22 protein-coding genes are annotated in these 25,765 nt (G+C 54.2%); 9 read left to right on the forward strand and 13 right to left on the reverse strand.

Annotated features, from left to right (window positions below; translation table 11 throughout):
- Positions 1 to 5 precede the first annotated feature (5 nt).
- From gyrB to I2123_RS02065, 3 genes are all read left to right on the forward strand, one after another.
- Positions 6 to 2,420 carry a DNA topoisomerase (ATP-hydrolyzing) subunit B gene (gene gyrB, locus I2123_RS02055; protein ID WP_112165372.1) on the forward strand — a complete coding sequence of 805 codons (2,415 nt, stop codon included), beginning with the start codon at positions 6 to 8 and terminating at the stop codon, positions 2,418 to 2,420.
- A gap of 146 nt (positions 2,421 to 2,566) precedes the next feature.
- Entirely contained in the window at positions 2,567 to 3,382 is an 816-nt protein-coding gene (yidA, locus tag I2123_RS02060) for a sugar-phosphatase (protein WP_213051690.1), read from the forward strand.
- A 28-nt stretch (positions 3,383 to 3,410) separates the two neighbouring features.
- Positions 3,411 to 4,673: a YidR family protein gene (locus tag I2123_RS02065; RefSeq protein WP_213051691.1), complete on the forward strand. Its 1,263-nt coding sequence runs from the start codon at positions 3,411 to 3,413 to the stop codon at positions 4,671 to 4,673.
- A gap of 59 nt (positions 4,674 to 4,732) precedes the next feature.
- On the opposite strand, the gene I2123_RS02070 is transcribed toward I2123_RS02065, so the two are convergent.
- Both I2123_RS02070 and I2123_RS02075 read right to left on the reverse strand, forming a co-directional pair.
- Positions 4,733 to 5,110: a YceK/YidQ family lipoprotein gene (locus I2123_RS02070; protein WP_112165366.1), complete on the reverse strand. Its 378-nt coding sequence runs from the start codon at positions 5,108 to 5,110 to the stop codon at positions 4,733 to 4,735.
- Positions 5,111 to 5,296: 186 nt separating this feature from the next.
- Positions 5,297 to 5,461 (reverse strand): hypothetical protein, encoded by a 165-nt coding sequence (locus tag I2123_RS02075; protein ID WP_213051692.1) that lies wholly within the window; start codon positions 5,459 to 5,461, stop codon positions 5,297 to 5,299.
- A gap of 48 nt (positions 5,462 to 5,509) precedes the next feature.
- Here I2123_RS02075 and ibpA point away from each other — a divergent pair, with 48 nt between their 5' ends.
- Positions 5,510 to 5,920, forward strand: a complete 411-nt coding sequence (gene ibpA / locus I2123_RS02080) for a small heat shock chaperone IbpA (RefSeq protein ID WP_112165364.1) — start codon at positions 5,510 to 5,512, stop codon at positions 5,918 to 5,920.
- 144 nt (positions 5,921 to 6,064) lie between these two features.
- A complete protein-coding gene (gene ibpB, locus I2123_RS02085; protein ID WP_112165362.1) occupies positions 6,065 to 6,499 on the forward strand; it encodes a small heat shock chaperone IbpB in 435 nt (144 codons plus the stop codon).
- Positions 6,500 to 6,591: 92 nt separating this feature from the next.
- Here ibpB and I2123_RS02090 read toward each other — a convergent pair whose 3' ends face one another.
- The 11 genes from I2123_RS02090 to I2123_RS02140 all read right to left on the reverse strand — a co-directional run bounded on the left by I2123_RS02090 (position 6,592) and on the right by I2123_RS02140 (position 19,028).
- Positions 6,592 to 7,845, reverse strand: a complete 1,254-nt coding sequence (locus I2123_RS02090; protein WP_112165360.1) for a valine--pyruvate transaminase — start codon at positions 7,843 to 7,845, stop codon at positions 6,592 to 6,594.
- 142 nt (positions 7,846 to 7,987) lie between these two features.
- Positions 7,988 to 8,965, reverse strand: coding sequence for a glyoxylate/hydroxypyruvate reductase GhrB (ghrB, locus tag I2123_RS02095; protein WP_213051693.1), 978 nt, complete (start codon positions 8,963 to 8,965; stop codon positions 7,988 to 7,990).
- Positions 8,965 to 10,257 (reverse strand): MFS transporter, encoded by a 1,293-nt coding sequence (locus I2123_RS02100; RefSeq protein WP_213051694.1) that lies wholly within the window; start codon positions 10,255 to 10,257, stop codon positions 8,965 to 8,967. Before I2123_RS02100 ends, ghrB begins: the two co-directional genes overlap by 1 nt.
- A 54-nt stretch (positions 10,258 to 10,311) precedes the next feature.
- Entirely contained in the window at positions 10,312 to 11,061 is a 750-nt protein-coding gene (locus I2123_RS02105; protein ID WP_213051695.1) for a sugar phosphate isomerase/epimerase family protein, read from the reverse strand.
- Between the two features lie 214 nt (positions 11,062 to 11,275).
- A complete protein-coding gene (locus I2123_RS02110; RefSeq protein ID WP_112165352.1) occupies positions 11,276 to 12,310 on the reverse strand; it encodes a LacI family DNA-binding transcriptional regulator in 1,035 nt (344 codons plus the stop codon).
- A gap of 67 nt (positions 12,311 to 12,377) precedes the next feature.
- Positions 12,378 to 13,664 carry an MFS transporter gene (locus I2123_RS02115; protein ID WP_112165350.1) on the reverse strand — a complete coding sequence of 429 codons (1,287 nt, stop codon included), beginning with the start codon at positions 13,662 to 13,664 and terminating at the stop codon, positions 12,378 to 12,380.
- 82 nt (positions 13,665 to 13,746) lie between these two features.
- Positions 13,747 to 15,870: an alpha-galactosidase gene (locus I2123_RS02120; protein ID WP_213051696.1), complete on the reverse strand. Its 2,124-nt coding sequence runs from the start codon at positions 15,868 to 15,870 to the stop codon at positions 13,747 to 13,749.
- Positions 15,871 to 16,007: 137 nt separating this feature from the next.
- Positions 16,008 to 17,018 carry a LacI family DNA-binding transcriptional regulator gene (locus I2123_RS02125; protein WP_213051697.1) on the reverse strand — a complete coding sequence of 337 codons (1,011 nt, stop codon included), beginning with the start codon at positions 17,016 to 17,018 and terminating at the stop codon, positions 16,008 to 16,010.
- A 101-nt stretch (positions 17,019 to 17,119) separates the two neighbouring features.
- Positions 17,120 to 17,782, reverse strand: a complete 663-nt coding sequence (locus I2123_RS02130; RefSeq protein WP_112165343.1) for an OmpA family lipoprotein — start codon at positions 17,780 to 17,782, stop codon at positions 17,120 to 17,122.
- A 233-nt stretch (positions 17,783 to 18,015) separates the two neighbouring features.
- Positions 18,016 to 18,459, reverse strand: coding sequence for an N-acetyltransferase (locus I2123_RS02135; RefSeq protein ID WP_112165340.1), 444 nt, complete (start codon positions 18,457 to 18,459; stop codon positions 18,016 to 18,018).
- A complete protein-coding gene (locus tag I2123_RS02140) occupies positions 18,456 to 19,028 on the reverse strand; it encodes a DNA-3-methyladenine glycosylase I (protein ID WP_112165337.1) in 573 nt (190 codons plus the stop codon). Before I2123_RS02140 ends, I2123_RS02135 begins: the two co-directional genes overlap by 4 nt.
- Positions 19,029 to 19,274: 246 nt before the next feature.
- On the opposite strand from I2123_RS02140, the gene I2123_RS02145 reads away from it, so the two are divergent.
- The 4 genes from I2123_RS02145 to I2123_RS02160 all read left to right on the forward strand — a co-directional run bounded on the left by I2123_RS02145 (position 19,275) and on the right by I2123_RS02160 (position 25,427).
- Positions 19,275 to 21,218: an autotransporter outer membrane beta-barrel domain-containing protein gene (locus I2123_RS02145; RefSeq protein ID WP_244879906.1), complete on the forward strand. Its 1,944-nt coding sequence runs from the start codon at positions 19,275 to 19,277 to the stop codon at positions 21,216 to 21,218.
- Between the two features lie 278 nt (positions 21,219 to 21,496).
- Positions 21,497 to 22,411 carry a glycine--tRNA ligase subunit alpha gene (glyQ, locus tag I2123_RS02150; protein WP_056775883.1) on the forward strand — a complete coding sequence of 305 codons (915 nt, stop codon included), beginning with the start codon at positions 21,497 to 21,499 and terminating at the stop codon, positions 22,409 to 22,411.
- Positions 22,412 to 22,420: 9 nt separating this feature from the next.
- Entirely contained in the window at positions 22,421 to 24,490 is a 2,070-nt protein-coding gene (glyS, locus tag I2123_RS02155; RefSeq protein ID WP_213051699.1) for a glycine--tRNA ligase subunit beta, read from the forward strand.
- A gap of 214 nt (positions 24,491 to 24,704) precedes the next feature.
- Positions 24,705 to 25,427, forward strand: a complete 723-nt coding sequence (locus I2123_RS02160) for a DUF3053 domain-containing protein (protein ID WP_112165331.1) — start codon at positions 24,705 to 24,707, stop codon at positions 25,425 to 25,427.
- The last annotated feature ends 338 nt before the right edge of the window (positions 25,428 to 25,765 follow it).

Below are 25,765 nucleotides of genomic sequence, written 5' to 3' on the forward strand. Positions count from 1 at the left end.
CGTTGATGTCGAATTCTTATGACTCCTCAAGTATCAAGGTATTAAAAGGGCTGGACGCGGTGCGTAAGCGCCCCGGCATGTATATCGGCGATACCGATGACGGCACTGGTCTGCACCACATGGTATTCGAGGTTGTGGACAACGCTATCGACGAAGCCCTCGCGGGCCACTGTAAAGAGATTCAGGTCACGATCCATGCGGATAACTCTGTTTCCGTACAGGATGATGGTCGTGGTATTCCTACCGGCATTCACGAAGAAGAGGGCGTTTCTGCTGCTCAGGTCATCATGACCGTACTTCATGCCGGCGGTAAATTTGACGATAACTCGTACAAAGTCTCCGGCGGTCTGCATGGCGTGGGTGTTTCCGTCGTTAACGCCCTGTCGGAAAAACTGGAGCTGGTTATCCGCCGTGAAGGCAAAGTGCACACCCAGACTTACGTCCACGGTGAGCCGCAGGATCCGCTGAAAGTGGTTGGCGATACCGAGGCGACCGGTACGACCGTGCGCTTCTGGCCAAGCTACGCCACCTTCACCAATCAAACAGAATTCGAGTATGACATTCTGGCGAAACGCCTCCGTGAGCTGTCATTCCTGAACTCTGGTGTGGCGATCCGCCTGCTCGACAAACGCGATGGCAAGAACGATCACTTCCATTATGAAGGCGGTATCAAAGCTTTCGTGGAATACCTGAACAAAAACAAAACCCCAATCCACCCAACCGTGTTCTATTTCTCCACCGTGAAAGACGATATCGGTGTGGAAGTGGCGTTGCAGTGGAATGATGGTTTCCAGGAAAATATTTACTGCTTTACCAACAATATCCCTCAGCGCGACGGCGGCACCCATCTGGTAGGCTTCCGTTCTGCGATGACCCGTACGCTTAACGCGTATATGGATAAAGAAGGCTACAGCAAGAAATCCAAAATCAGCGCCACCGGTGATGATGCCCGTGAAGGCCTGATCGCCGTGGTTTCGGTAAAAGTGCCGGATCCTAAGTTCTCCTCTCAGACTAAAGACAAACTGGTTTCTTCCGAAGTGAAGACCGCCGTTGAGTCTCTGATGAACGAGAAGCTGGTTGATTATCTGATGGAAAACCCGGCCGACGCGAAAATCGTTGTCGGTAAAATCATCGATGCAGCCCGTGCGCGTGAAGCCGCGCGTAAAGCACGTGAAATGACCCGTCGTAAAGGCGCGCTCGATCTGGCCGGTCTGCCAGGCAAACTGGCTGACTGTCAGGAACGCGACCCGGCACATTCCGAACTGTACTTAGTGGAAGGGGACTCAGCGGGCGGCTCTGCAAAACAAGGCCGTAACCGTAAGAACCAGGCGATTCTGCCGTTGAAAGGGAAAATCCTCAACGTTGAGAAAGCGCGCTTCGACAAAATGCTCTCTTCTCAGGAAGTGGCGACGCTGATTACCGCGCTCGGTTGCGGTATCGGCCGTGACGAATACAACCCGGATAAACTGCGTTATCACAGCATCATCATCATGACCGATGCCGACGTCGATGGTTCGCACATCCGTACCCTGTTACTGACATTCTTCTACCGTCAGATGCCTGAAATTGTAGAGCGTGGCCACGTGTTTATCGCGCAGCCTCCGCTGTACAAAGTGAAAAAAGGCAAACAGGAACAGTACATTAAAGATGATGAAGCGATGGATCAGTATCAAATCTCTATCGCGATGGACGGGGCAACGTTACACGCCAACGCCCATGCACCAGCACTGGCGGGCGAACCGCTGGAGAAACTGGTGGCTGAACATCACAGCGTGCAGAAAATGATTGGCCGTATGGAACGTCGTTATCCGCGTGCGCTGCTGAATAATCTGGTCTATCAGCCAACGCTGGCGGGTGCTGAACTTGCCGACGAAGCGAAAGTGAAGGAATGGATTGAAACGCTGGTGTCTCGTCTGAACGAGAAAGAGCAGCACGGCAGCAGCTACAGTGCAATCGTGCGCGAAAATCTTGAACACCAGCTGTTCGAGCCAATCCTGCGCATTCGTACTCACGGTGTGGATACCGACTACGATCTCGATGCAGACTTCATTCAGGGCGGCGAATACCGCAAAATCTGTACCCTGGGTGAAAAACTGCGCGGCCTGATCGAAGAAGATGCTTACATCGAACGTGGCGAACGCCGTCAGCCAGTGACCAGCTTCGAGCAGGCGCTGGAATGGCTGGTGAAAGAGTCGCGTCGCGGTCTTTCGATTCAGCGTTATAAAGGTCTGGGTGAAATGAACCCTGAGCAATTGTGGGAAACCACGATGGATCCGACACAACGCCGCATGCTGCGCGTGACGGTGAAAGATGCTATCGCGGCGGACCAGCTGTTCACCACGCTGATGGGCGATGCGGTTGAACCGCGCCGCGCCTTCATCGAAGAGAACGCCCTTAAAGCGGCCAATATCGATATCTGACAGAGCGCTGACTGATAAAGAACAGAGTCCGAAACGGGAAACCGCTTCGGACTTTTTTTTCGTCTGACGCGGCCCGCATTCTGTCTGGCTTTAAGGGTTGTGATCGCGTTAGCATTGAGAAAGATTATTCCAACTCTGAGGATGCTATGGCTATTGAATTGATTGCAATTGATATGGACGGGACGTTGCTCAATCCGCAGCACGAAGTGACGCCTGCTGTGAAAAAAGCGTTATCCGATGCGCGTGCAAAAGGCGTGCAGATCGTTCTGGCGACCGGACGTCCTTTTATCGGCGTACAGCGTTATTTACAGGAACTGGATTTGCAGCAAGACGGATGTTACTGCATTACCAATAATGGCGCGCTGGTACATAACGCTAAAGATGGCAGCGTGATCGCCGAAATAGCCCTTACAATTGACGATTATCACTACTTCGAACAACTTTCCCGTCAGCTCGGCGTACATTTCCATGCGCTGACCAAAACCGATTTGTTCACCGCTAACCGCGACGTGAGTAGCTACACCGTGCATGAGTCCTTCACCACTGGTATCCCGTTGCAGTTCTGCCCGGCAGAAGAGATGGATCCGACGCTGACCTTCCCGAAAGTGATGATGATTGATGATCCTGAACTGCTGGATCGCGCCATCAGCCAGCTGCCTGACGACGCTAAAGCGCGTTACACCATCATGAAAAGCTCGCCATACTTCCTCGAAATTCTCGATAAGCGCGTGAATAAAGGCGAAGGCGTGAAAGTGCTGGTGGAAAAACTGGGTCTTGCACGCGAGAGCGTGATGACGCTGGGCGATCAGGAAAACGACATTGCGATGCTGGAATACGCCGGTCTCGGCGTCGCGATGGGCAACGCGCTCGACAGTGTGAAAGCGGTCAGTCAGTTCGTCACCAAAACCAACACCGAGGACGGTGTGGCGTTTGCCGTGGAGAAGTTTGTTCTGAACGTCTGAGACTGATGAAAAGGAGCCCGCCGCGGCCATGGAAAAACAGTTAACCTCTGATGCCCGCGGGCATCAGCTGACCAATATTAACGTCTGGACGCCGGACAGCCAGTGGCTGGTGTATGACGTGCGTCCGCACGGCGGCTCTTTTAGCGGTTCAACCATTGAGCGGGTGAATGTCGCAAGCGGCGAAACTCAGGTGTTATACCGCGCTCCCGAAGGCGCACATGTCGGCGTGGTGACGGCCAGGCCGGTTCAGCCTGGACGTTACGTATTTATTCACGGTCCGGAAAATCCGGATGCCAGCTGGCAATATGATTTCCATCACCGCCGCGGTGTTATCGTCTCCGATCCTTTGCGCAATGAGGCCGTCACGCTCGATGCGATGGATATCACCGCACCCTACACACCCGGCGCGCTGCGCGGCGGCACGCACGTTCACGTCTTCAGCCCGGACGGTTCACGTCTCAGTTTTACCTATAATGACCACGTTTTGCATGAATTAGATCCGGCGCTCGATTTGCGCAACGTCGGTATCGCGCTGTCCGGTTATCCGGTGGCTTCGGCAAAACATCATCCACGTGAATATGATGGCAGTCATTTCTGCGTGCTGGTCAGCGATACCACCGCGACACCTGCGCCGGGCAGTGACGATATCAACCGTGCGTATGAAGAAGGCTGGATTGGCGGCGAAGGCTATCTGAAACCTGACGGCCGCCGTCAGCGTTGGGCGCTGGCGTTTATCGGCGATACATTGTCAGTAAACGGCGAAAAACACCCTGAAATCTTCGTGGTGGACTTGCCACACAACGATGAAGATTATCTGCGTGCGGGCGAAAAACCGTTGCAGGGTACGCCGGAAACGCTGCCAGCACCGCCTGCAGGCGTGAAGCAGCGACGTATCACTTTCACCGAAAAAGGCATCGCGACGCAGCCGCGCCACTGGCTGCGCACGTCGCCAGACGGTACACAGATTGCGTTTCTGATGAGAGACAAGCAGGACGTGGTTCAGGTGTGGACGGTCTCACCGAATGGCGGCGAGCCGCTGCAAATCAGCCATACGGCAACGGGCATTCAATCTGCTTTTAGCTGGAGCCCGGACGGAGAATCGCTGGCGCTGGTGTGCGACAACAGCGTGATGCGCCTTGATGTGGCTACGGGCGAAATGACCCGGCTGACCGACCGAACGGAGATTGCCCCCTGCGCCGACGCGGTAGTGTATTCGCCGGATGGCAGTAAAGTGGCGTTTATGCGCCAGTGCGGGGAATTTGCGCAGATTGCAGTGACATCAGGCAGCTAGCGCGGCTTACAAAAAACGAAACCGGCCTGCGTTGGCCGGTTTGTTGATGTCTGCACGGGCTATTTTTTGTGAGCGGATGATTTCTGCGAATGTGTGGTTGCAGACATCGGCGGCACATGGTCGATATCGACGCCGTTACTCAGCGCGAGATTACGTTCTTCGCTGGCCTTGATGCGATCCCTGGCTGTCACTGTGCCGCTGCGAAAATAGTCATACGGCAGCAGTACGGTATCAAGCACGGCACTGAACGGCAGATCCAGCAACAACAGCGGTGTCATTGCCCAGCTGGTGTCATCACTCTTCATCATTTCTACGTCCGAGCGTGTGCCCGAATAATATCCCGTATCGCCACCGGTATGGGTCATGACACTGGAACAGCCGCTGGTTGCTAAAAATGCGCATCCGGTTATCAGCGGCGCTAGTACAAATTTCTTCATGTTAGAACTCATCTTATGCTGTCAGGCTGAGTTTTTTCGTCAAAACGACTTATACCACTCAACTAAAAAATTTAACAAAGCATGCTGTAGCTCTGTGGCTGCGATCTCATTAAGTGTAATGACTAATTGAAATCTTGCTGAAAACCGTCCGTCTTCGCGGGCAGTTCTCCGTCACGCACTTTGTCTTTAAACTTTTACTGTTCCGGCAAACTCAAAAAAATTTCGTTTTTTTTGTGGTGGCAGACTTGAAAATTTTTCTTTAGTCGCCATTTTTAATTTACGACGCAGGAAGAGATACGCCGGAAGGGTATTTCCTCTTTCATAAACAAATGTGTCGCTGGCCTGTCCCAAGGGAAGGTCTTCAACAAATATACTCGCTGAATATCAGGAGAAGTAGTAATGCGTAATTTTGATTTATCCCCGCTGTACCGTTCTGCTATTGGTTTTGACCGTTTATTTAATCTTATCGAATCGGGTCAGAATCAGGGCGGCGGATATCCCCCTTATAATGTCGAGCTGGTGGATGAAAACCATTACCGGATTGCGATCGCGGTAGCCGGTTTTGCTGAATCCGAGCTGGACATCACGGCCCATGACAACATGCTGGTGGTCAAAGGTGCACATGCACCGACAGAAACAGACCGCACCTATTTATATCAGGGTATCGCTGAACGTAATTTCGAACGCAAATTCCAGCTGGCTGAGCATATTCAAATTAAAGCCGCTAACTTAGCGAACGGTTTGTTGTATATCGATCTGGAACGTATCGTTCCTGAATCATCCAAACCGCGGCGTATCGAAATTCGCTAATTCACGGGCTGTCTGAATTTTAAAAACCTTATGTGAAGACAGCCAGAAAATGAAAAAGTTTAGGCTCGCCGTCAGGGAGCTGCCCCGTCACATCCAAAATGGCTGACGGGATTGTTAATCTCGCTTCAAAGAAGGAGTTACACCATGCGTAATTACGATATTTCTCCATTACTGCGTCAGTGGATTGGTTTCGATAAATTGGCCAGTTCTATGCAGGGTTCCGACCAGGCATTTCCACCGTACAACATCGAGAAGTCAGACGATAACCACTATCGCATCTCGCTGGCGCTGGCCGGATTTAAACAAAGCGATCTGAATATTGAAGTGGAAGGCCCGCGTTTGACCGTCAGCGGCACGCCGGCTCAGCCTGAAACCAACGTTGAGTATTTGCATCAGGGGCTCGTCATCAAGCCGTTTACCCTGAGCTTCACGCTGGCTGAGCATATGCATGTTTCAGCGGCGGAGTTCGTTAACGGCCTGCTGCACATCAGCCTGGTGCGTGACGTACCGGAAGCGCTGCAACCGCAGAAAATCGCGATAGGCAGTGACAAACCGGCGCTGGAAAACCAGACGTCGTAAGTTATCAGGCATTAAGCAGAAAACAGAACCGGGGCGATGAGCCCCGGTTTTTTTATGTTTTAAAACAGGTGATACAGACGAAGCGGAATGGATTACTGATTTTCCGCGTGAGCTTTTTCCACTTCTTCCGCCAGAATCTTCACGCCGCGTTCGATTTGCTCTGAATCCGGCACGTAGTTCATACGCATACACTGGTGGGTGTGCGCCCACGGATGTTCCAGCCCCGGGAAGAAGTAATCGCCCGGCACCATCAGCACGCCGCGCTGTTTCAGACGCTGGTAAAGCACTTCGGTGGTGATCGGCAGATCTTTAAACCACAGCCACAGGAATATCGCGCCTTCCGGTTTGTGGATCAGACAGCGTTCTTCCGGCAGATAACGGCGCAGCGTGGCAATCGTTTCCTGCACGCGCTGATAATAAAACGGTTTGATAACCTCTTCGGAAAGTCGCAGCAAATCGCCTCGCACAATCATTTCATGCGCGATAGCCGGGCCGACGCTGCCCGGTGACAGGCTGATAATGCCGTTCATGTTGCTGATCGCTTTGATGATTTTCTCATCGGCAATGACAATGCCGCAGCGTGAACCCGGCAGGCCGAGTTTCGACAGGCTCATGCAAAGAATGATATTCGGGTTCCACAGCGGCGTCGCATCGGTGAATACGATGCCAGGGAACGGCACGCCATAGGCGTTATCAATAAGCAGCGGGATATTTTTCTGCTGCGCCAGCGCGTCGAGACGGATCAATTCTTCGTCGGTAATCACATTGCCGGTCGGGTTGGTCGGGCGTGAAACGCAAATCAGTCCGATGTCTTCGGTAATATTGAGGTGATCAAAATCGACGTGATATTTGAACTGGCCTTCCGGCAGTAATTCGATATTCGGTTTGGCGGAGACAAACAGATTTTCATCCAACCCGGCGTCGGCATAGCCCAGATACTCCGGTGCCAGCGGGAACAGGACTTTGGACATGCTGCCGTCGGCGCGACGTCCGGCGAACAGGTTAAACAAATAGAAAAAGGCGCTCTGGCTGCCGTTGGTCAGCGCGATGTTTTGCGCATCAAGCTGCCAGCCCAATTCTTTTTGCAACATTCCGGCCAGCGCGTGACGCAGCACGTCTTTGCCCTGTGGGCCGTCGTAGTTACACAAGGCTTCCGTCAGTTTGCCTTCGGCCAGCATTTCGCTGAGCAACGTCTGGAAATAATCCTGCATCTCAGGAATTTGCGCCGGATTGCCGCCGCCGAGCATCACAGCGCCTGGCGTGCGTAAACCGTCATTCATGTCGCCCATCAGACGGGTGATGCCTGAAAAACGGGTAAATTTGTCACCGAAAGCAGAAAACGTCATAGAAAGCTTTGTATGTTATCGAAATGTGATGCCCACAATAACGCCTGCGGCAAAGCAGTGCAATCGGACCACCGGGTTTTGAAATGTCCTTCCCCGCCGTAATTACGGGCAGGGAAGGAGAGGGCAGGGTGTTCTTTGTGACTTACTTCTTCAGGACTTCCGGGTTCACGCAGAACTCTTTCACGTCACCTTTCAGGGCGGCGATCAGGTTATCGACGGCACAGGCGGCCATGTCGTAACGAGTTTCATGCGTAGCGGAACCGATGTGCGGCAGCGCAACCACGTTTGGCAGGCTCAGCAGCGGGGAGTTTTTCGGCAGCGGTTCAGTCTCGAAAACATCCATGCCTGCGCCATAAATTGTACCGGCTTTCAGAGCCTCGATCAGGGCCGGTTCATCGATTACCGGGCCACGACCGGCGCTGATCAGGATCGCACTGGATTTCATTTTTGCCAGTTCGTCTTTACCGATCAGGTGGAACGTTTGTTCGGTCATCGGCAGCAAAATACACACGAAATCAGATTTTTTGAGCAGTTCATCCAGCTCGCATTTACGGGCGCCAAACTTCTCTTCGGCTTCTTTATGCTGGCTGCGGGCGTTATACAGAATCGGCATGTCGAAGCCGAAATGCGCGCGCTGCGCCAGTGCCAGACCAATGCGGCCCATACCGACGATGCCCATGGTTTTGTGATGCACGTCGGTGCCGAACCATTCCGGGCCGACGTTATCGGTCCATTCACCGGCTTTTACGCGCTCGGCGACATTCACCACGCGACGCGCAGTGGAAAGCACCAGCGCCATCACGGTATCAGCCACGGTATCGGTCAGCGCGGTCGGGGTGTGCATCATCGGGATTTCACGACGGGTCAGTTCGGCCACGTCGAAATTATCGTAACCGACGGAAATGGTGGAAACCGCACGCAGGCGCGGTGCATGGTCAAACAGCTCTTTATCAATCTTTCCGCCAGATCCCAGCAGCCCTTCGGCGTTTTGCAGCGCATCAAACACCGCAGGACGGTTTTCGTCAGTGATGCCATCAAATTCAGTGATAGCGAAATGCTGCTCGAGACGTTGATGCAAATCGGCTGGCAGTTTTTTGTACAGAACAATAGACGGCTTCATCAATTATTACTCCCCTGAGTTAAGGAAACATCTTCGGATTTTGTGGTGGCCTGTCGTGGTTTCACCAGCAGAGTTAACCCTGCGGAGAGCACGAGCGACACGGCCATAAAAATAAAGGAGGCGGAAGGGCTGCCGGTATTGCCGTTTAAATACCCGACAAACCAGGAACCAAAGAATGAGCCCAGCGCGCCGAGGCTGTTGATCAAGGCCATCGCGCCACCGGCGACATTCCTGGGTAGCATTTCAGGAATGATGGCGAAGAACGGCCCGTAAGGCGCATACATTGCGGCAGCGGCAACCACCAGTAAGCCGTAAGACAACCAAAAGTGGTGGCTGCCGGCGGCCCAGGAACCGAAGAACGCCAGCGCGCCTATTAACAAAAGCGGCCAGACGAACAGCTTACGGTTTTGCATCTTGTCGGAGGCCCACGACACCACAATCATAGCGATGGTGGCGGCCAGATATGGCGCGGAGGACAACCAGCCCGCTTCGACCATACCCATCTCTTTGCCATCGTGCAGAATCGACGGCAGCCACAACACGAAGCCGTACACACCAATACTCCAGAAGAAATATTGCAGGCAAAGCAAGACGACGCTGCGTGAGCGGAAAGCTTCGCGATAGCCACCGACCGCCTGAATGTCTTTCTGCTCTTTTGCCAGCTGGTCGCTCAGGGCTTTCTTCTCCTGCTCGCTCATCCAGCCAACCTGTTCCGGCTTATCTTTCACGGTAAACCACCAGATGATCGCCCAGATGACTGCCGGAATCCCTTCAAAGATGAACATCTCACGCCAGCCAAAGGATTCGATCAGATAGCCGGAAAGCACCGACATCCACAGCACGGTGACCGGGTTTCCGAGTATCAGAAAGGTATTAGCGCGGGAGCGTTCAGATTTTGTAAACCAGTTGCTGATGTACACCAGCATTGCGGGCATCACCGCGGCTTCCACTACGCCGAGCGCGAAGCGGATCGCCGCCAGCATCGGAATATTGTTCACCACACCGGTGAGTGACGCAAATCCGCCCCACAGCAGTAAGCACCAAAAAATCAGTTTCTTAACGCTGCGGCGCTCGGCGTAAATGGTGCCGGGGATTTGGAAAAAGAAATAACCCAGGAAAAACAGCGCACCCAGAAGGGACGACATTCCTTTGGTGATACCGAGATCATCATTAATTCCGGCGGCCGAGGCGAAGCTAAAATTCGAGCGGTCAACATAGGCCAGACTGTATGTGATAAATACGATCGGCATGATGTACCACCAGCGACGCGGCGCGATCCTGGACGGCTTCATAACGGTTCTCCTGATTATTCGTCAGAATGACGTACAACCTCTTGTTGCCATGACTTACAGACGTAATAAATCGACGTAATACTTCGTCACGGCGGTCAGATCTTCACCCTCGAGCGGAAATTCAATACCGCGCGGTACATCCTGCGGCAGCGCTTTGAGCAACGCTTTCCAGCTGCCGTCGCTGTCATCGAGCGCTACGGCGTGCCATTTTCCGGCGCGTTTCTCCGCCGCTTTCACATGCACGTACCCGACGTGTCGCGCCAGACGTTCCGCTGCGGTGGCCGGATCTTGTCCGACCCACAGCCAGTTCGCCATATCGAAAGTCATCGTCAGCGGCAGGCGCAGTGATTCCGCCGCAAACATAAAGGCGTTGATGCGCGAAAGAATGCCGCATTCGCTCGACTGGTCATTCTCGACCACCAGCTTCACCGGCTGCGAGGCCAGCAGCACTTTCAGCGGCGTCAGATCGGCACCAGGCTCAAACTCGCCCAGTGAAAACTTGATCGTTCGGGCACCTAAAATCTGTGCTTCTTCAAAATACTGTCCTGCATCCGGATTCAGCTTACCGCCCGAAATGAACAGCGCGAAGGGCACCGAATAGACGGCAAACAGCCCGTGTTGTTGAATTTTTTCCGCCAGCTGCGGCAGTGCATCCAGCTCTGTGTCGGAGAATAATTCACGGCGGATCTCCACCCCGTCAGCTTTTGCACCGGCGATAACCGAAAGCAGTTCTGCCTGCCCGCCGAGGGCTTTCACTACACTGTTACCGTACGCGGCGGTAACGATGACGATCTCTCTTTGCATGACTCTCTATCCTGTTAATTCGCACCGAATTGCGGTGCCAGCGACCGTTTAGAAGACCTAATCTTAGTGGAACAAATGGCTAAACGGGTTCTTGTTAATAATTTGTTTCGCTTTATACAACCTAATTGGAACCGGTTCCAATCAAAAGACCTGAAAGCCAGAAACATGATCCCGCTCACGAAGAACGGGAGAGAAAAGGGGAAGGAAAAGGAAATCAGCGGGCGGCGGTCGATGCGCGCGCAATCAGTTCGCCGGAGAATTCGATGTCTTTAACGGGCTCCGTATTGCCCTGAATGCGCATCACCAATTGGCCAATTGCCGCAACGCCCATGTCGTAGGTCGGCTGTTTAAAGGTCGTTATCCCAACGCCCGCGAGATCGGCCCACACCAGTTCGTCGAAGCCTGACAAACCGATATCCGGCCCCCAGGTCATATCCAGACGACGCATGGCGCGCGCGACCTGAAGCGTCAGCGCACCGTTCACGCACATCACCGCTTTATGCTTATCGGGATGGCGTGCGACAAAATCGCGCAGCAGCGTTTCCAGCCCTTGCGAGTTGCTCAGCTCGATTTCGCCCTGTTCGGCGATGCACTGCGGGGATTGCTGCATGCGCTGCAAAAAGGTGCGCAGGCGATCCAGTCGGGTGTTAACCGTGGCCGGTTCGGTGACGAAAAGCAGTGCTTCAAAACCATTTTGCAGAAGATGATCGGTCATCATCTGTGTGGCTTCCACGTTATTCAGCGCGATGACGTCGCAGGCGAAATCCGCCACTTTGCGGTCGATCAGCACCATCGGCAGATTCGCCTGTTGCAGCGTGGAAATCGCCGCTTCGCGCATTCCGACGGCGTTCACCACAATGCCGTCCACGCGATAGCTGCTGAGCAACTGGAGGTAATGTTTTTCCTGATCCAGCTCGTTGTTGGTGTTACACACCAGCAGCGTCAGCCCTTCCTGACGGCACGCGGCTTCGACACCACGCATCACTTCGACAGAATAGGGATTGGTAATATCGGCGAGGATCAGCCCCACCAGACGCGTCTGACCGCTTTTCAGGCTGCGCGCCATCTGGCTGGGCTGGTAATCCAGCAGGGAGATTGCCCGTCCGATGCGCTCCTTGAGATCATCGGACAGCAGGTGTTTTTCACCGTTGAGATAACGTGAAACGCTGGTTTTTCCGGTTTTTGCTGCACTGGCAACGTCACGTATCGTGGCGCGACCCGCTGCGCCCGGCTCCTGTTTTTTGCTCACAACCTTTCTCCCCTCATGCTTATTTCACGGAGACTAGCACAGAGTGTCGAAAGGCTGTAAACGTTACTCAGTGCAATCCTTCCACCGGTCTTGCCGCCGCAACCGTCTGTTTCTGCGGACGGCTGCTCAGCGTGAAGGCTGAAATAATGGTCACACTGAAGGCAATTCCTCCAAGGATCAGGTAGGTATCGCTGAACCCGATGCGGTCGTACAAACTGCCTGCAAAGGCGGAAAGGAAAATCGCCGCCAGCTGTTTGGCGAAGTTAAAGCCGATCAGATAAATGGTCGCCGAGAACCGGACATCAAAAATCTGTGTGATGTATTTGAACACCCCGACCAGCAGGAACGGCACTTCCAGCGCGTGAAGCATTTTCAGCAGGATGACTTCTGCCGCCGTGGTCGCAAACGAAGAGCCGACGATACGAATCGACATGATGGTACCGGCCAGCAGCAGCGTATTTTTCGCGCCAATACGGTTAATTATCCATGGCGAACAGAACATAATCAGCGCGTTACATAGCTCACCGGCGGTGGTGACATAGCCGAACATTTCGGTGCCATGCTGCGGTGAGGAGAAGAACGTTTTGAAGAAGGTGGCGAACTGCTGATCGAAAACATCGTAAACGCAGGCGACGCCCACCACGTACAAAATCAGCATCCACAGTTTGCGTTCTTTCAACAATAAAGCCGCGGTTTTCAGCGAGAATTGTGACTGATTGGCGCCAAGTTTATCCAGTACCTGCGCATTTTTATTTTCCTGCGGACGGGAAATCAGCAGCAAAACCATCAGAATGACCGCTGCGCCGGATCCCATCCAGAACACGATGTCCGGGTTAATGTTAAACAGTATCCCCGCCGTTGACGCGCAAATCCCCCAGCCGAAACAGCCGAACATTCGCGCCTTGCCGTATTCGAAGGCGCTGTTGCGGCTGACCCTTTCGATATACGCCTCGGTCGCGCCGGAACCGCCCGCGAAGACGAAGCCGATGTACGCGCCGCCGAGAATGGCGCCGAGCACAATATTGATTTTCAGCAGCGGCGCGAACACGTAAATAAAGAATGGCGCGAAGAGGAACAGCAGTACGGCAATGATCCACAACAGGTGTTTCTTCAGGCCGAGTTTGTCAGAAATAATGCCGAAGAACGGCTGAAACAGGATAGCGAACAGCGACATGCTGGAGAACACGATGCCGGTTTCCGTTTTGCTCAGGCCGATAACGTCAGACAGCCAGATGGGTAAAAACGGATAACAGGTCGCCATAATGAAGAAATAGAGGAAGAAATAGCTGCCAAATATCCAGAAGTTCGCATTTTTTTTATAGAAGCAACGATCGCCAGTTTGTGTAGGGTTCATAGTGATTTCCTTGCCGAAACCATCAAAACCGGCACCGAAGCGCCGGCGTTTTTTATGTTTATGTGTTCTTCAACTTTCCGGATTACACCCGTTCAAAACCGAGCAGCAGGGCACTTTCCGGATCCAGTACCGGCAGCGTCAGCCCGGCGTTCGCCAGCCATTCTCCGCTCAGCACCGGTGCGTCGTGCAGCCACGCCGGTTGTACCCGCATGGTGTGGCCGCTGCCGCCACCGGCCAGCAGCGCCGGTTCGTCCAGCACCGTCACGCGATAACGGGCATCGGCTTGCAGCCCCGGCACCCGCAGCGTTCCCGGTAATGACCAGGTTGGCATCGCCAGCTGACTCACCAGAAATACCGCGCGATCGCCGCTCTGGCTGACCACGCCGTTGATCAGCATCGCGTCATCGCTGCTATCGACCCGATAGACGTCGCCGCTGTGCAGCAATGGCCGCAACTGCTGGTGCAGACGGGTGTATTTCGCGAAGCCGGCGCGCTCCTCCTCGCCTTCTTTCACCGGATCGAGCTCAATGCCCATGTGTCCGAACAGCGCCGTGAGGCCGCGAAATTCAATACTGTGCTGGCGTGAGGTGGCATGGCACAGCTTATTGCCGATGTGCGAACCCATCACTTCCGGCGGGAAGAAATAGCTCATTCCGCGCTGAATTTTCTGCCGCTCCAGTGCGTCATTGTTGTCCGACGTCCAGAAGCGGTGGCTGCGTTTCAGTACTTCATAATCGATGCGGCCGCCGCCGGAGGCGCAGGATTCGAATTCAATCTGCGGGAAGCGTTCGCCCAGCACGTCGAGCAGGCGGTAAAACTGCTGCGTTTGCGCCGTCAGCGCCGCGCGGCCTTCATGTCCTGGCTGGACGATTTCGCGGTTCATGTCCCATTTAACATAATCAACGTCGTGCTCGCCGAGCAGCCAGCTCATACGTTCCACCAGATAATCAAAGACCTGCGGATTGTTCAGATCGAGCACGAACTGATGACGGCCGCTGGGTTGCTGATAACCCGGCAGCGCCAGCAGCCAGTCCGGGTGGGCGCGATACAAATCCGAATCCGGATTAATCATTTCCGGTTCGACCCATATACCAAATTCCATGCCGAGATTTTTGACATGGTCGATCACTGGTTTCAGCCCTTTCGGGTATTTCTTCTCATCGAGATACCAGTCGCCAAGCGCCGCGCGGTCGTGGTCGCGGCCACGGAACCAGCCGTCGTCGATAATGAAGCGTTCAACGCCTAACGCAGCTGATTCCGTCGCCATCTGCATGATGTAGTCGGGATCGTGATCGAAATAAATCCCTTCCCATGTATTGAGATGCACAGGACGCGGTTTCTGTGTCGGGAAATGCAAAATTTCTTCGCGCACGAAGCGGTGGAACTGCTGGCTCATGCGGTTCAGCCCTTGGGCGGAATAGCTGGCGTACAGCCACGGTGTCTCCAGCGTTTCGCCCTGTTCGAGGCGCTGCTCACCCGGAAGATACAGCGCTTCGGCCTGCACCAGACGGCGACCGTCGATTTTGATGTCAGCACGCAGACGGTGGTTACCGCTCCAGCCCAGGTGGATCCCCCAGACTTCGCCCTGTTCTTCGCTAAAGCCCTGATGACCGATCATCATCGCCGGGAAATATTCGGAGGAGGTTTTGCCGCGACGGTTTTCCTGAATGATGCCGCCGTGATCGAGCTGCGTGCGGTGTGGCTGGAACTCTTTGATCCAGCGCCCATGAAACGCCATCACTTCGGCGGCGCGTTCTGGCAGCGGCAGCGTTACGGCAAGGCGCGTGAGCTGATAAGTGCCGGGTTTGAGATTGGTCAGGGCATTGCGGGTTTGCAACACACCGCTGTCATCGAGGCGCAGTTCGCTGCGAAATTGCAGGCCGGCGATCGCATCCTCGGTAGTGATCGTCAGCTGGTTTCCCTGATGGCGGACATCTACGGTGTCGAACACCGGCGACCAGTCCAGACCGTCACGATGGCCTTCAACGCCCGGTGTACCGAAAGACCCGCGTCCGGTGTCAGCGCTGAAATTTAGCGGAGCTTCCACGTCCAGGCGGCCATTGGGTACCGCGCGGGCAAGGGAAATTACGTCATCGGCTGAAAACTGGCTCAGACGCTTTCCCCAGTACAGGATTTCAGCGAACGGCGTACAGCGCACGATCAGGCTGGTGTGTTCGCTGGTTAAATGGACGATCTGGTTTTCCATAGTGTCACGACTCCACAAGGTAATTTGCAGCGATAAAACGCTATCTGATGGAGTAACTATTGATCCGAAACGTTTCGGATGGGAAATGCGAAGATGCAAATTTGTGATATAGGGTGGAAAAATAGTCTGAGGGGAATTTATAACTTCGGTGGATGTGCGGTAACGCCCGCCTGCAATTCCGGCTGCCAGAGAACCTGCAACTGGCTCATCGGTTCGTTGCGGATCAACGCCATCGTCATCTCGGCGATTTGCAGCCCGACCGCTTCGCGGGTGCCCTGACGAATAGCGGTGACGGCCACGTCGGGCAGGCTGTCAGAGGGTAAACCATCGTAGATAATCAGCGAGACCGCGCCACTGAGCAACAATCCGGCTTCGTACAACGCCAGCGCCGCGCCTTCGCCGTGCATATTGCAGTCGCAGACAATGGCGGTGGGTGGCTGCGGCAATGCCAGCAACGCCTGTGTCGCCTGATAACCGGCGCGGCGGCTCGGGCTGACTTTATTCACGTATTGCGGATTTAGCGGCAGTTTATTGGCCATCAGCCCGTCGAGATATCCCTGACGACGCTGGCTGATAAAAGATTGCTGATTGTTTTCGCCGAGGAACGCAATGCGCTGATGGCCAAGCCCCGCGAGATGATCGACCGCCATTTGCATACCAGCACGGTTATCGAAATCGAACCACGCATAATCCTGAGTCAGGCAGGTGCTGCGGCCTAGCGCCAGAAAGGGGAAATTGCGCTGCTGCAAATCCAGCAGGCGCGGATCGTCATTCAGCGTGTGTGCCACCAGCATGGCGTCTACGCGTTTGCTTTCGATGAGCCGTCGCCACGAAAAGGTTCCCAGCTCATCCGGCACCAGCAGCAGATCGATCTCATGTTTTGCCAGTTCGCGGGTGATGCAGCCGACCATTTCGACAAACGCAGAATTGCTTAACGGATGGGAAGTGAAGGGGAAAATAAGGCCCACAGCGTCGATCTTACCCATCTTCAGACGGCGGGCGAGGGTATTGGGCCGGTAACCGCGTACATCCGCTGCCGCCAGCACCCGCGCTTTGGTGTCCGCTGAAACGTCATCATAACCGTTCAGCGCACGGCTGACGGTGGTCACAGAGAGACCGAGATCTTTGGCGATAGCTTTCAGAGACATACTGGCATCCGTTGCGCAGGTGAGAGAAGCGGTTGCCGGAGGATAACATAAACGCAAAACGGAGCCTCGCGGCTCCGTTCATATTTTGTATTTCAGCGGTTTTACTGCAACGGGCTGAGGGTAATCTCAACGCGGCGGTTCTGCGCTTTACCCGCTTCGGTGCTGTTGCTGGCGATCGGATTATCCGGGCCTGCGCCGGTGGTGCGTACGCGGCTGCCGTCGACGCCCTGAGTGATCAGCGCGCTGCCGACACCGTCAGCACGTTGCTGTGACAGCTTCATGTTGAGCGCACGGGTACCGGTGCTGTCGGTGTAACCGACGACATTCACGGCAGTTTTAGGATACTCTTTCAGTACCATCGCCACGCCGGTTAGCGTGTTTGCGCCCGCCGGTTTCAGCGTGCTGCTGTTGGTGTCGAAGGTGACGTTATTCGGCATGTTCAGCACGATGTTATCGCCCTGACGGGTAACGCTGACACCCGTGCCTTTCATTTTGTCGCGCAGCTTAGCTTCCTGCACATCCATGTAATAACCCGCACCGCCACCCAGCGCAGCGCCTGCAGCGGCACCAATCAGTGCGCCTTTGCCGCGATCGTGTTTGGATGAAGAAAGCATCCCAACGCCCGCACCTAAGGCGGCGCCCAGACCCGCGCCAATGCCGGATTTACCTGCTTCTGATTCGCCGGTGTACGGGTTGGTGGTACAGGCTGACAGGCCCATCGTGACGCAAAGCACGCCAGCAACCACAAGAAGTCTTTTGTTCATCTTATTTCCTTTCTGGATGTTTTCTTTATGTTCTTTTTTCAGAACCTGACCGCTCCATTATGACTGCACGCTTTCCGGTAAGTTGCACAGAAAAAGGTGACAAAACATAAACAATTGCAACGAGCAGATATCAGCCCTGCGGCGATCTGGCGCCATTTATGCGTAATTTCGTGGAGTTTAGCAGTAGGAGAATTCCGGTTATCCGTTTTTGTCTTTTTACGGATCTCAGAAGCTTATTTAGAAAGGGGCTGATGCCAGCGCAAAACCCAGGTAGGAAGATCGGTTCCAGGGTGAACCGTATCGTTTACCACTAAGAACTCTTCTTTGCGATAAAAAGCCAGGGCGCGGTGATTTTCCTGATAAACCTCGAGCAGCAACAGCGGGTAATGGTTTTTCACCTCCTGCATCAGTTGCTGCGCGATGCCTGTTCCATAAACCTTTTCATCAACAAACAGCGCGCCGATAAACTGATGATTGAGCACGCTGATGAAGCCATTAATTCCGCCGTCTTCAGCGGTGGAAACCCAGGTCACCGCCTGCGGTAAAAAGGTTTCGCGCACCATGGGTGCGCTTTCAAACCAATAGGTTTCATCAATAAACGGATGCGCCGCCAGCGTGCTGCGCAGCCATAGCCGCATAATGGCTTCGACATCGGCAGGGGCGGAGAGACGGATCATACTGGTTGATTTTTCGGATGGCAGAAACAGTAAGACTGATGATCGTTCACCAGCCCGGCGGCCTGCATAAACGCATAGCAAATCGTCGAACCGGTGAATTTGAAGCCTTTCTTTTTCAGTGCTTTAGACATCGCATCGGAAACGACGGTCTTGGCCGGTACGCCTTCCGGGCCGAGCGGATTATTGATGACCGGTTGATGGTCAACAAAGCTCCAGATGAACTCTGAAAAATCTTCACCATTGGCCTGCATGGCCAGATAAATTTGCGCATTCAGGATGATCGCTTTGATTTTTCCGCGATGACGCACAATCCCGGCGTCGAGCACCAGACGTTCTACGTCGTCGTCGGTCATTTTGGCGATGCGCACCGGATCGAAATTGTGGAAGTTATTGCGGTAATTTTCGCGCTTTCTGAGGATAGTGATCCACGACAGCCCTGCCTGCTGGCCTTCCAGACACAGCATTTCAAACAATTCGCGGCCATCTTTGACCGGCACGCCCCATTCTTTATCGTGATAATCGAGATAAATCGGTTCTTTCGAAACCCAGCTACATCGGGTGGTCGCCATTCTGTCATCCTTTTAAGAAGCCTGAAAACATGGGGTCAGTGTGTGGCTTCCCGGATAACTCTGCAACGTCGCAATTTCTGTGCACCCAACTTGACGCTGGTCGGATCTGAACAATATTTAAAGCCATTCATTACGTAATCCCTGCGTATTCAGGGATGCGAACCGCAAATATTTTCGGGATATCACGACGATGACAGGCAAAAAAACGCCGTTTTACGGATGACACAGGGGGCATTCGGCGTGGCGATGTGCTTAGGTTTTCAGGCTCCGGCGCAGGCTTACAGTCAGCTTTATGTCTTCGGTGACAGCCTGAGTGACACTGGCAATATTGGCCGCTGGACCTTCGACAGCAGTTCGCATCAGCTGTACGACGAAATTCTGGCGAAAAATATCGGCACTACGCTGACGCCTTCTTCCCAGGGAGGCCTGAACTATGCCGAAGGCGGCGGTGTTGCGGTGCCGGGCCTCGATTCTGAGTACACCACGCAGGATCAGGTCAAAAGCTATCTGAACTCGACCGGGGGCAAAGCCGATCCTGACGGGCTGTACATTCACTGGATTGGCGGCAACGATCTGGCCGCCGCCGCGCTGAGCCTGAACCCGATTTCTGCCGTAGAAATTGCCACCAACAGTGCCACCCAGGCCGCGTCGCAGGTGAACGATTTGCTGAAAGCCGGAGCGGGAACCGTGGTGGTGCCGACCGTGCCGAATATCGGCCTCACGCCGGTGCTGATGGAAGGCATTATCCAGGTCGGATTGCTGCCGGTGCAGCAGCAGGCGCTGGAAGCGGCCTACCAATATCTGAATGCACAAAACACTCCGGACAACGATGCGCGTACTGAAGCGATTCACAATGCGCTGAAGGCTTCAACCACCGCCGGTCTGGATTCCGAACTGGTGCAGGATTTGTTATCAAAAGGGCTGATCGCCGCCTATGACGCGTTGAAAAGTGTGGCAGGCGATCTCACTGATACCTACAACACCACCGAAGATATCGCGCTGGCGAAAACCGGCGGCAATATTGCGCGTGTGGATATCAACGGGCTGTTCAGCGAAGTGATTGCCGATCCGAACCTGTACGGCTTCGCCAATACCGCCGGCACCGCCTGCCCGGTCGGTACCTCGGCCTCTGAGTGTACGTCGAACCTGCCGGGCTTCGACAGCAGCAAAGCGTTCCTGTTTGCCGACCATTTCCACCCGACCCCGCAGGCGCACGCGCTGATCGCCGAGTACATGCAGTCGGTGATTAACGGTCCGCTGGAAGTCACCGCGCTGAATCAGGGCTCGCTGGCGCTGGCGCGCAATACGCAGGGGCTGCTCGACAGCCGCTACCAGCAGTTGCGTTCGCAGGATAATGACGCCGGTACTTTCGGCATGTTCGGGGGTTATGCCGGACAGAGTGCGGACAGCAAAATCAATCCGTCGCTGGGTGAGGGTGATCTGACATCTAACTCGCTGAATATCGGTATGGATTATCAGATGACCGATCGCTGGATGATGGGGCTGATGATTTCCGGTTCAGACGATAAACAGGATCCGACCGACCATTACAGCTACCGCACGCGAGGCTGGATGGCGACGGCCTTCAGCGGTGTTAAAATCGCCGAAAATGGCTGGATAAACGGCGATGTTCATTATGGTTCGCTAAACTACGACGATATCAACCGCAGTATCAAATTGGGGCCAACCACCCGCACTGAGCGTGGCGATACCGACGGTAAACAGATTGGCGGACGGCTCACGGCTGGCTGGGATTTCCCGGTTTTACCGGTGCTGAAAACCGGCCCGGTGGCGCAGTACAGCTGGGATTACAGCAGCATTGACGGTTACAGCGAGAAAGGCAACAACAGCACCTCGATGCGTTTTGGCGACCAGACGTCCCACTCGCAAATCGGCGCGCTGGGCTGGCGTCTGAACGCCGAACTCGGCATCGTGAATCCGTACGCGCAGGTGACCTACGACCGTCAGTTCAGCGATAACACCTACACCGCCACGGGCGCGATAAAATCGACCCGTACGCACTTCAGCCGCACCACCGGCGAACAGGACAAAGACTGGGTCGACATGACAGCAGGCTTAAACGTCCAGTTAACTCACAGTCTCTCTGCCTTCGCCGCCGTCTCCCAAACCACCGGTCTGGATTCCGGCGAGCAAACGTCCTATAACGCGGGGATCAGTGCACGGTTTTAAACCCTGAGGGGGTGACAGCCCCCCTAATCCCACCCGAAATTAAACACTTTCTCTCCGCTGCGCAGCCGTTGCCTGATTCTGGCTGATTATCTTCCGTTCAGCGGGTATACTGTCCGACTCTTTAATACCCGTCATACTTCGAGTTGCAGATGCGTTGACTGCGCTCGCTCACCCCCGTCACTTAGTTATCTAAGCTCCAGGGGATTCACGAGCTTGTCGCCTGCCTGCCAGTCGAATTATTTTGTGTATAAACCCACTTTCTCGCGTGCGAATCCAACATGCAAAAGTTTGATACTAAGACATTTCAGGGCCTGATCCTGACACTGCAAGATTATTGGGCGCAGCAGGGCTGCACCATTGTTCAACCGCTGGATATGGAAGTTGGCGCGGGTACTTCGCATCCGATGACCAGCCTGCGCGCGCTCGGCCCTGAGCCTTTTGCGGCAGCCTATGTTCAGCCATCACGCCGCCCGACTGACGGTCGCTACGGTGAGAACCCGAACCGCCTGCAACACTATTATCAGTTCCAGGTGATGATCAAACCTTCCCCGGAAAACATTCAGGAGCTGTACCTCGGCTCCCTGAAAGAGCTGGGCCTTGATCCGCTGATCCACGATATCCGCTTCGTTGAAGATAACTGGGAAAACCCGACGCTCGGCGCCTGGGGTCTTGGTTGGGAAGTGTGGCTGAACGGCATGGAAGTGACGCAGTTCACTTACTTCCAGCAGGTTGGCGGCCTGGAATGTAAACCTGTGACCGGTGAAATCACCTACGGTCTTGAGCGTCTGGCGATGTACATCCAGGGCGTGGACAGCGTTTACGATCTGGTCTGGAGCAACGGTCCGCTGGGGAAAACGACTTACGGCGACGTGTTCCATCAGAACGAAGTGGAGCAATCCACCTATAACTTCGAATACGCCGATGTCGATTTCCTTTTCTCCTGCTTCGAACAGCATGAGAAAGAAGCGCAAACCCTGCTGGCACTCGAAAAGCCGCTGGCATTGCCTGCGTACGAACGCATTTTGAAAGCAGCTCATTGCTTCAACCTGCTGGATGCGCGTAAAGCGATTTCTGTGACTGAACGTCAGCGCTACATTCTGCGCATCCGTACCCTGACTAAAGCGGTAGCTGAAGCGTATTACGCTTCCCGCGAAGTGCTGGGCTTCCCGATGTGCAAAAAGAACGAGAAGTGAGAAACAGTGATGACTGAAAAAACATTTCTGGTGGAAATCGGCACGGAAGAACTGCCACCGAAGGCTCTGCGCAGCCTTGCTGAATCTTTTGCCGCTAACCTGACTGCGGAGCTGGATGCGGCGAATCTGCCACACGGCGACGTCATATGGTTTGCAGCACCGCGCCGTCTGGCGCTGAAAGTCTCTGCCCTGCATGAATCTCAGGCCGATCGCGAAGTAGAAAAACGCGGCCCTGCGGTTTCTCAGGCATTTGATGGCGAAGGCAAACCAAGCAAAGCCGCCGAAGGCTGGGCACGCGGTTGCGGTATCACCGTGGATCAGGCCGATCGTCTGGTCACGGATAAAGGCGAATGGCTGGTTTACCGTGCGCATGTCAAAGGCGAAAGCGCACAACAGCTGCTGCCTGCGATGATCGCCACGTCGCTGTCCAAACTGCCGATTCCAAAACTGATGCGTTGGGGCGATTCAGACGTGCAGTTTGTGCGTCCGGTTCACACCGTCACTTTGCTGCTGGGCGATGAGCTGATCCCGGCGAAAATCCTCGGTATCGATTCTGCGCGCACTGTTCGCGGTCACCGTTTCATGGGTGAGCCTGAATTCACCATCGACAACGCCGATCAGTATCCGCAGATTTTGCTCGAGCGCGGCAAAGTGATCGCTGATTACGAACAACGTAAAGCCATCATCAAGCGTGATGCCGAGAAAGCAGCGAAAGAGATAGGTGGTATTGCCGATCTGAGCGAAAGCCTGCTGGAAGAAGTGGCGTCTCTGGTGGAATGGCCGGTCGTTCTGACCGCGAAATTCGAAGAGAAATTCCTGGCGGTTCCGGCTGAAGCGCTGGTTTACACCATGAAAGGCGATCAGAAGTATTTCCCGGTGTACGACGCCGCGGGCAAACTTCTGCCGAACTTCATCTTCGTGGCCAACATTGAATCGAAAGACCCGCAGCAAATCATTTCCGGTAACGAGAAAGTGGTGCGTCCGCGTCTGGCCGATGCTGAATTCTTCTTCAAGACCGACCGCAAAAAACGTCTGGAAGATAACCTGCCGCGTCTGGCTACCGTGATGTTCCAGAAACAGCTCGGTACCCTGCGTGACAAAACCGATCGCATCGAAGCGCTCTCCGGCTGGATCGCCGATAAAATCGGTGCCGACGTGGAGAACGCTAAACGCGCCGGTCTGCTGTCTAAATGTGACCTGATGACCAACATGGTCTTCGAATTCACCGACACGCAGGGCGTGATGGGCATGCACTATGCGCGTCATGACGGCGAAGCGGAAGAAGTCGCCGTTGCGCTGAACGAGCAGTATCAGCCACGCTTTGCGGGCGACGCCTTACCGGCTTCCCCGGTGGCCTGTGCGCTGGCGATCGCGGATAAGATGGACACCCTTGCCGGTATTTTCGGCATCGGGCAGCACCCGAAAGGGGATAAAGACCCGTTCGCACTGCGTCGTGCAGCGCTGGGCGTGTTGCGTATCATCGTAGAGAAAAACCTGACGCTTGATCTGCAGACCCTGACCGAAGAAGCGGTGCGCCTGTACGGCGACAAGCTGACCAACGCCAAGGTTGTCAATGAAGTGGTTGATTTCATGCTCGGTCGTTTCCGCGCGTGGTATCAGGAAGAAGGTCACGCGGTCGATACCATTCAGGCGGTGCTGGCGCGTCGTCCGACCAAACCGGCTGATTTCGATGCCCGTGTGAAAGCGGTGAGCTACTTCCGTACGCTGGATGAAGCGGCAACGCTGGCTGCGGCCAACAAACGCGTTTCCAACATTCTGGCGAAATCCACCGACGTTCTGCTCGATCACGTTCACGCTTCCGTGCTCAAAGAACCTGCTGAGCTGAAACTGGCGACGCATCTGGTGGTGCTGCGCGATAAACTCGAGCCGCTGTTTGCTGCCGGTCAGTACAAAGAAGCGCTGGTCGAACTGGCTGCGCTGCGCGAAACCGTCGATAAGTTCTTCGATACCGTGATGGTGATGGATGAGAATGAAGCGGTGCGCATTAACCGTCTGACGTTGTTATCTAAGCTGCGGGAGTTGTTCCTGCAGGTAGCGGATATTTCGCTGCTGCAATAAGTTCCCGAATCTGGCTCGATCCGCTCCCTCCTCTGCGAAGGGGAGGGGCAAAGCAAAACCGGCCCGTATTCGAATTTAAGCGCTTTATGAAAAAGCGTCGGGGCCGCAGGTATCGCATACCCGCCTTATGTTCTATCCTATACCCCGCATGGAATGCATAAACTCGGCAGGGAACTTGCCGGTAAAAGAACATTGAAATCAGGAGTCAGGACTCATGGCTGTAGGGATCAGAAGCGGTGCATTTTCTCGCTGGCTGGCGCCGTTTATCGCACTGCTGGTAGTGTTTCAGCTCACTGCATGCGGCGATAAAGAACCGGAGCAACGCAAAGCCTTTATCGATTATTTGCAAAATACCGTGATGCGCAGCGGGCAAAACCTGCCATCGCTGAGTGAAGATCAAAAACAACGTTTTGGTAATTACGCGAATGACTACGGCATTATTTTGTCATTCTCCCGTCAGATGAAAGGCGCGGTAGACGGCAGCTTCGTGCCAGTCGTCAACGCTATCGGTCAGGTGCGCACGCCTCAGGATTACATAACGCAACGCGGTGCGCTGCAACAGGCGGCCAGTACGCTGAGCCTGCTGAATGCACAGCTGCGTGATTCCAAAACCAAAGCGGATACTGCGATGGCTGCACTGAAGCAGCCGGACGATCTGAAAGCCGTTTACAGCCAGGTATATAGCACCGTGGTGACTCAGCCTGCGAATGCACTGACACCGCTGGTACCTGCGCTGCAAAGCTTCACGCAGGATATCGTCTCCGTCGGTGACTATCTGCAACAGCAGGGCACTCAGGTCGCTTTCGCCAACGGCGGCGTGCAGTTCCCGACGCAGCAACAGGCGACGCAGTACAACACCATGATGTCGAATCTGGTGGGCAAACAGCAGACATTGCTTCAGGCGCAGAAAGTCGCGCAGGGCGATTTCAGCAACTAAGATTTATTCCGGCAGGAATACGGCGAACGGACCTCTAAAGCCACGTTAAATAACGTGGCTTTTTTAATGTAAAAAAATTAAAACAAGCGTGCTAATTTGACGAAGTTCACAATTAAAGCATTTTAATAAAAATCATCAATTGTGACTAGGTTAACAAAATACCTATTGACTTATTGTTTTTATTTAAAAATATAAGAAAATAATGTGAACGCCATTCACTTTTATCCCCCTGATTCTGTTTTATTAGACAGAGATCACAAGATGCCGCCCGTTTGCTAAAAAAGTAACGTGAGAATATGCTCCTGATTATTCAACGCCCGTTATTATTCTTTGAGGTT

The sequence above is a fragment of the Rahnella inusitata genome (assembly GCF_018288855.1).
Lineage (GTDB): Bacteria > Pseudomonadota > Gammaproteobacteria > Enterobacterales > Enterobacteriaceae > Rahnella > Rahnella inusitata.